This window comes from Frankia sp. EI5c, assembly GCF_001636565.1.
GTDB lineage: Bacteria > Actinomycetota > Actinomycetes > Frankiales > Frankiaceae > Parafrankia.
The window spans coordinates 147,485-154,108 of the sequence record NZ_LRTK01000027.1 but is presented as its reverse complement, the minus strand read 5'-3'; the positions used below and the strand labels follow the sequence as shown (position 1 = coordinate 154,108).

Below are 6,624 nucleotides of genomic sequence, written 5' to 3'. Positions count from 1 at the left end.
GTTTTCTGCACGAGTACGACAACCGGTATCTGTGGATGAATCTGAAGCGGATTGTGGGGTCGCATTTCGCGAACTATCGGGAGGCGTGGGAGGCGAACCGGCTGGTCGCGCGGGGGCTGGTGCATCCGACGTTGTCGAAGGTGTATCCGTTGGCGGAGACGGGGCAGGCGGCGTTCGATGTGCATCGGAACGCGCATCAGGGCAAGGTCGGGGTGCTGNGCCTGGCGCCGCGGGAAGGTCTCGGGATTCGTGACGAGCAGACCCGCGCCCGGCACCTCACCGCAATCAACCGCTTCCGCGGCGTGTAGGGCCCTGAGTCCCGGGCTGTCCGGCCCCCAGCTCCTGTTACCCCACGATTGCCAGTCTGAGATGCTGGTGCCCTATGACAGAGCACAGTGATCTCATTCCGATGCCAGGCGAGGCTGANGGCGCCCCCGGCTTCGATCTGGTCCGCCGCGGCTACGACCCGCAGCAGGTGAACGCGCACGTCAACTGGCTGGTCGAGCAGCTCCGTGAGGCGGAGTCGCACCGGGCCGCCGCCGAGGCCGCCGCGTCCGAGGCCGCCACCGAGGCGGCCCGGGTTCGCGACGACCTCGCCGCGAACCGACCCGCCTGGGAGGAGTTCGGCGGGCGGATCACGCAGATCCTCCAGCTCGCCGAGGAGGAGGCCGCGACCGTCCGCGCCGAGCGGACCCGGGACGCCGAGGCGCAGCTGGAGGAGGCCCGCCGGATCGTCGCCGAGGCCGAGCACACCCGCGACCGGACGGTGCGGGAGGCCGAGGAGCACGCGCAGAGCATCGTGGCGGCCGCGCGGGCCGAGGCCGAGCGGGTGGTCGAGACCGCCCGGGCGACCGCGGCGCAGGCGGAGGACGAGTCCGCACGGCGCCTCGCCGAGCTCGAGAACCAGCGCGACCAGGTCACCGCCCAGCTCGGCGCGCTGCATGACCAGGTCACCGCCCAGCTCGGCGCGCTGCGCGACCGCCTCACCGCCGCCACCGCGCCGCTGCAGGCCGCCGCGGAGCCCCGGGCGCTGACCGCGGGCGACGGCACGCCGGCTCACCCGACGGCGTCCACGCGCGGCTAGCCGCGCCGGCTAGCCGCGCCGGCCGGTCCGTCGTACACGTCTGGGGCCGGCATGTCGGCGTGCCCAGCATTGCGTGTGCCAGTGCCGGCGGTCCTCGACCGTTCCCTCCGGCCACACGACCCGGTGTGGCGTGCCCGGCGCGATGAGGTGATCACAGCCCGGGCAGCGGTACGCCTTCGTGGTGGCCGCGCCGGTGACCGGCCGCACCACCCAGCCCTCCTCCGCCGCCGCCGCGTCGCCGCCGCCCGGCAGGCCGCCGTCGGCCATCTCAGCGACGTCCGCCGCCGCCGTCCGGGGCCGACCGGCCGACCACCTCACCGTCCACGATCTTGATTGTGTTCGACCCGCCACCCAGGTCATCCGCCCCCGTGCCCCCGCGGCCGGTGACCCGGTGCATCGCCGCGCCGGCCAGCGTGCGCGCCACATTCGCCCGCCGCAGCATGCCCGCCGGGCTCGCGAGCGCCGACGAGGCACCGATCAGCGCGTGGAACGTGCGGTCACTCCCCCGCCAGTGCTCCCGCAGGATGGGCTCGCCGGCGCCCACCACCAGCCGGCGGAAGGCGAAGGCGACGACGGCCACGTCGTCGAGCTGGCCGATCACCGGGATGAAGTTCGTCAGCCGGTTCTTCGGCGACACCAGGTAGGCGAGCGCCGCCCCCGCCTCCAGCTTGGCCGACTGCGGCACGCGTGGGTCCGCCACGACCCGGCGCAGCATCACGACCAGGTCGGGCAGGAACGTCGTCACCTCACGGCCGAACTCGCGCAGCGCGTCCTTGTCCATCTTCGCCACCGGCGACCTCCTCGGCTAAGGGCATGCCCGGCGACATCCTAGATTCCGGTTGTGCCCGGGCTCGGCGCGAGTGGCCCCGGAGGCGGCGGGGCCACCCCCGCCGCCCGGGTTGCCCGGGCTCAGCGCGAGTGGTCGCGGAAGCCCCGCCCGGTCTTGCGGCCCAGGTAGCCGGCCTTGACGAGATGTTCGAGCAGCGGCGCCGGCGCGTAGCCGGGCTCGCGGAACTCCTGGTAGAGCGTTCGCTGGATGGCGAGGGTGACGTCGAGGCCGACGACGTCCGCCAGCGCGAACGGGCCCATCGGGTGCCCACAGCCCACCGTCATCGCGGTGTCGATGTCGTCCACGGTGGCGTAGTGCGCCTCCAGCATCCGCACCGCGTCGTTGAGGTAGGGGAACAACAGGGCGTTCACGATGAAGCCGGCGCGGTCGCCGCAGACCACCGGATGCTTGCGCGCCGCCCGGCTGACCGCGAGCACCGTCGCGGTCGTCTCCGGCGCGGTCAGCACGGTGGGCACGACCTCGATCAGCCGCATCGCGGGCGCCGGGTTGAACCAGTGCATGCCGACGACGTCCCGGGGGCGCCCGGTCGCGGTGGCGCACTCGACGACCGGCAGTGAGGAAGTCGTGGTCGCGAGGATCGCACCGGGCTTCACCACCTCGTCGAGCGCGGCGAACAGCGCCCGCTTGACCGTGAGCTCCTCGACGACCGCCTCGACCACCAGATCGCAGTCGGCGAGAGCGTCGAGATCCGTCGTGCCGGTCACCCGCGCCAGGGTGGCGTCCCGCTCCTCGGCGGAGAGCCGACCGCGCTGGACACCCCGGTCGAGGGACTCGGTCAGCCGCTTGCGGACCGCGGCGACCTTGTCGTCGGAGCGGGCCCGGAACACGACGTCGTATCCGGAGCGGGCGAGCACCTCGACGATGCCGGTGGCCATCGTCCCGGTGCCGACCACGCCGACCAGCCGGACCGGGCGCGGCTCGACGCCGGCGATCTCGGTCGCGCCGGCGGCGTCGACCACCTCGGGCGAGTCGGGGGCGGCGTAGGTGTAGAAGCCCCGCCCGGTCTTGCGCCCGAGCATGCCCGCGGTCACCAGCTGCTTGAGCAGCGGCGCCGGCGCGTGCAGGTGGTCGCGGGACTGGCGGTACATCGAGTCGAGGATCTCGTAGGCCGAGTCGAGCCCGATCAGGTCGAGCAGCGCCAGCGGGCCCATCGGGTGGCCGCAGCCGAACCGCATGGCCGCGTCGATGTCCTCCCGGCTGGCGTAGCGCGCCTCCAGCATCCGCACCGCGTTGTTCAGGTAGCCGAACAGCAGCGCGTTGGCGATGAAGCCGGCCCGGTCGCCCGCGGTNACCGCCGTCTTGCCGACCCGGCCGAGCAGCTCACGCACGCCGTCGAGCACAGCAGGATCCGTGACGACCGTCCCGACGACCTCGACCAGACCCATCACCGGTGCCGGGTTGAACCAGTGGGTGCCTAGCACCCGGGACGGCCGGTGGGTGGCGGCGGCGAGCTCGGTGACCGACAGCGAGCTGGTGTTGCTGGCGACCACGGTGCCCGGCGGGCAGATCTCGTCCAGCCGGCCGATCNGCTCGAGCTTGGCGTCCAGCCGCTCGTGAATCGCCTCGATCACCAGCGGGCAGTCGGCGACGGCGCTCAGNTCGGTTCCGCTGCTGACCCGACCGAGCAGTTCCGCGCGCTCCTGGTCGGTGAGTTTGCCCCGGTCGACCGCCCGTTGGGTGGAGTGCTCCAGGTGGCCGCGGCCGCGGGCCAGGCCCTCCTCGTCCTTCTCCACGCCGATGACGTCGATGCCGGCCCGCGCCAGAACCTCCGCGATACCCGCGCCCATGGTGCCCAGGCCGACGACCCCGATCTTCGTCAGCTCACCGAGAGAAGTGTCCTGGCCCATACCAGCGGCTCCTTTGCCTCAGCTCCGCGCGGTCCGATGACCGGATCGTCGCAGATTCACGGCGGGAGAGCCTGCGATCGTGACGAAATCTGCCACATATGCGAAAGGCCTTGAAGCGAAGTGGACAGGATGATAGTTGCGGTCGGCCCCTCAGAACAGGGTGGGAATCGACGGCTCCAGCCCACGCAGCGCGTCGTAGTCGACGACCGAGCAGGCTATCCCCCGGTCCCCCGCCAGCACCCGCGCCTGTGGCGTGATCGACTGGGCACACAGGATCCCGCGCACCGGANGCGGCAGCGCCGGGTCGTCATCCAGCCGGGACAGGTAGCGGGTCAGCTGCTCCACCCCGTCGATCTCCCCGCGCCGCTTGATCTCCACTGCCACGGTGGAACCGTCGGCGTCGCGGCAGAGCAGGTCCACCGGGCCGATGCCCGTCTCGTACTCCCGGCGGACGAGCGTCAGCCCCTCGCGGATGGCATCCGGCCGGTCGGCCAGCAGTACCTGGAGGTGGGCCTCGACGCCGTCCTTGCGCAGCCCCGGGTCGACACCGAGCTCGTGCGTGGAGTCGTGCATGATCTCCTCGATGGAGATCACGAGCTGCTCGGCCGCCCGGTTCGTGACCCGCCAGACGCCCTCTTCCTCGGCGAACACACANGGCGGGCTCATCCAGTTGAGCGGTTTGTAGGCCCGCCCGTCGGCGTGGATGGAGACCGAGCCGTCCGCCTTCACCAGCAGGAGTCGGACGGCGCTGGGCAGATGCGCCTTCAGCCGCCCGACGTAGTCCACACTGCAGCGTGCGATGACAAGGCGCATGGCGCGACCGTATCGCGTCGGTACCGGCCTCCCCTCGGCCGGTCCAGCCGGCCACCGGCCACTAGCCGACCGCCCGCGAACGGGCGGCGTGCCTGCCGACCAGGTCGTCGAGGAGCCGGCGGCGGCCCGCGTACCGCTCGGCCAGCGCCTGGGCCCGCTCCGCGGGCAGCCGGGCGAGCCGTGCCGGGTCGGAGTTGTCCTGGATGTCGGCCCGCTTGACCACGACGGCGATCGGGTCGGCGGCCACCCGCGCGAGATAGGACTCCACCGACTCGTCCACCCGGTGGGAGAGCGCGTCCACCGCCGCCACCACCGCGGGCGGGTAGCCGGCCGCGGCGAGATCCTCCACCGTCAGCTCGGTGTCCTCCACGACGTCGTGCAGGATGGCCGCCATCCGCGCGTGAGTCGGGTCCACGCCCGCCGGGCCGGCCGAGCGGCCGGCGGTCTCCATCACCCGCAGCGGGTGCCCGATGTACTCCTCCCCCGCCTTGTCGAGCTGGCCGGTGTGCGCCCGGGTCGCCAGCGCGACCGCGTCCGCCAGCGACGGAGCGGGCGGGCCCGCCGGTGGCGGGTCAGCCACCGGCCAGCCCGTTCGCGGCCCGCACGATGTCCACGATGCCGCGCATGATCTCGGTCAGGCCGTAGTCCTTGGGAGTGAACACCGCCGCCACCCCGAGGCCGGCCAGCCGCTCCGCGTCGGCGGGCGGAATGATCCCGCCCACGACGACCGGCACATCCCCGAGGCCGGCCGCCCGCAGCCCGTCGAGCACCTCGGGCACCAGGTTCATGTGCGAGCCCGAGAGCACGGACAGNCCAACCACGTGGACGTCCTCCTCGACCGCCGCCGCGACGATCTGCGCCGGGGTGAGCCGGATGCCCTGGTAGACCACTTCAAAGCCCACGTCGCGCGCCCGCACGGCGATCTGCTCGGCGCCGTTGGAGTGCCCGTCCAGCCCCGGCTTGCCGACGAGCAGCCGCAGCCGCCGCCCGAGCTCGGTACCGGTGCGCGTGACCAGCTCGCGCACCTCGGCCAGCTCCGCACCGTCCGCGGCCGCGGCCGCACCCGACACCCCGGTCGGGGCGCGGTACTCCCCGAACACCTCCCGCAGGACGCCCGCCCACTCGCCGGTGGTCACCCCGACACGGGCGCAGGCCAGCGTCGCGGGCATCAGGTTCACGTCACTCTTCGCCGCCTCGCGCAGGCCCAGCAACGCCTCGTCGACCGCGGTGGCGTCCCGGCCGGCGCGCCAGGCCGCGAGGCTCTCCCGGGCGGCCTGCTCACCGGCCGGGTCCACCACCTGCACGGCCGCGTCCATGTCCGCGAGCAGCGGGTTCGGCTCCGTCTCGGTGAACCGGTTCACCCCGACTACGATGTCGTCGCCGGACTCGATCCGGGCCCGCCGGGTGGCCTGGGAGGTGACGAGCTGGGACTTCATGTAGCCGCTCTCGACCGCGGCGATCGCGCCGCCCATCGCCTGGACCCGGTCGATCTCCTCGGTGGCCGCGGCGACCAGCTCGGCCACCCGGGCGTTGACGACGACCGAGCCCTCGAACAGGTCCGGGTACTCCAGCAGGTCCGTCTCATAGGCGAGGATCTGCTGGATGCGCAGCGACCACTGCTGGTCCCAGGGGCGCGGCAGGCCGAGCGCCTCGTTCCAGGCCGGCAGCTGCAGCGCGCGGCAGCGGGCGTCCTTCGACAGGGTGACGCCGAGCGCCTCCAGCACGATCCGGATCACGTTGTTCTCCGGCTGCGCCTCCGTCAGCCCGAGCGAGTTGACCTGCACGCCGTACCGAAACCGGCGGTGACGCGGGTCGGTCACGCCGTAGCGGGTCTTCAGCAGGTCGTCCCACAGCGCGACGAACGCGCGCATCTTGCACATCTCCTCGACGAACCGCACGCCGGCGTTCACGAAGAACGACATCCGGGCGCACACCTCGCCCATCCGCTCCTGCGGCACCTGGCCGGAGGCGACGACGGCGTCCAGGACGGCGATGACGGTGCACAGCGAGTAGGCCAGCTCCTGCACCGN

4 protein-coding genes and 9 pseudogenes are annotated in these 6,624 nt (G+C 72.8%); 2 read left to right on the top strand and 11 right to left on the bottom strand.

The features are described 5' to 3' along the window. Together UG55_RS37115 and UG55_RS14620 are read left to right on the top strand one after the other, a co-directional pair. Nucleotides 1-218 (top strand): annotated as a pseudogene (locus tag UG55_RS37115) (crotonyl-CoA carboxylase/reductase); the annotation flags it as partial. A 209-nt stretch (nt 219-427) separates the two neighbouring features. After that, nucleotides 428-1,084: sugar-binding protein (locus UG55_RS14620; protein WP_242424341.1), on the top strand; the 657-nt coding region annotated here is incomplete at its 5' end. A gap of 268 nt (nt 1,085-1,352) precedes the next feature. Here the strand turns inward: UG55_RS14620 and UG55_RS14610 are convergent. The 11 genes and pseudogenes from UG55_RS14610 to UG55_RS37070 form a co-directional block, all read right to left on the bottom strand. Further along, nucleotides 1,353-1,874 carry a YkvA family protein gene (locus tag UG55_RS14610; protein ID WP_066068446.1) on the bottom strand — a complete coding sequence of 174 codons (522 nt, stop codon included), beginning with the start codon at nt 1,872-1,874 and terminating at the stop codon, nt 1,353-1,355. Nucleotides 1,875-1,993: 119 nt separating this feature from the next. Next, nucleotides 1,994-3,223: pseudogene (locus UG55_RS14605) on the bottom strand (3-hydroxybutyryl-CoA dehydrogenase); the annotation flags it as partial. Nucleotide 3,224: 1 nt separating this feature from the next. After that, nucleotides 3,225-3,461: pseudogene (locus UG55_RS37105) on the bottom strand (3-hydroxyacyl-CoA dehydrogenase NAD-binding domain-containing protein); the annotation flags it as partial. Between the two features lies 1 nt (nt 3,462). Then, nucleotides 3,463-3,532 (bottom strand): annotated as a pseudogene (locus tag UG55_RS37100) (hypothetical protein); the annotation flags it as partial. 1 nt (nt 3,533) lies between these two features. Continuing rightward, nucleotides 3,534-3,781: 3-hydroxyacyl-CoA dehydrogenase NAD-binding domain-containing protein (locus tag UG55_RS37095; RefSeq protein WP_242424340.1), on the bottom strand; the 248-nt coding region annotated here is incomplete at its 3' end. 150 nt (nt 3,782-3,931) lie between these two features. Further along, nucleotides 3,932-4,070: pseudogene (locus tag UG55_RS37090) on the bottom strand (endonuclease NucS domain-containing protein); the annotation flags it as partial. Nucleotide 4,071: 1 nt separating this feature from the next. Beyond that, nucleotides 4,072-4,435, bottom strand: a pseudogene (locus UG55_RS37085) (endonuclease NucS domain-containing protein); the annotation flags it as partial. Nucleotide 4,436: 1 nt separating this feature from the next. Further along, nucleotides 4,437-4,594: pseudogene (locus tag UG55_RS37080) on the bottom strand (endonuclease NucS domain-containing protein); the annotation flags it as partial. A 61-nt stretch (nt 4,595-4,655) separates the two neighbouring features. Then, complete coding sequence (locus tag UG55_RS14595; RefSeq protein ID WP_066068439.1) at nt 4,656-5,174, bottom strand: HD domain-containing protein; 519 nt, start codon at nt 5,172-5,174, stop codon at nt 4,656-4,658. Further along, nucleotides 5,167-5,406: pseudogene (locus tag UG55_RS37075) on the bottom strand (protein meaA); the annotation flags it as partial. The pseudogene UG55_RS37075 and the gene UG55_RS14595, both read right to left, overlap by 8 nt. Nucleotide 5,407: 1 nt before the next feature. Continuing rightward, a pseudogene (locus tag UG55_RS37070) lies at nt 5,408-6,623 on the bottom strand (methylmalonyl-CoA mutase family protein); the annotation flags it as partial. Nucleotide 6,624 lies beyond the last annotated feature (1 nt).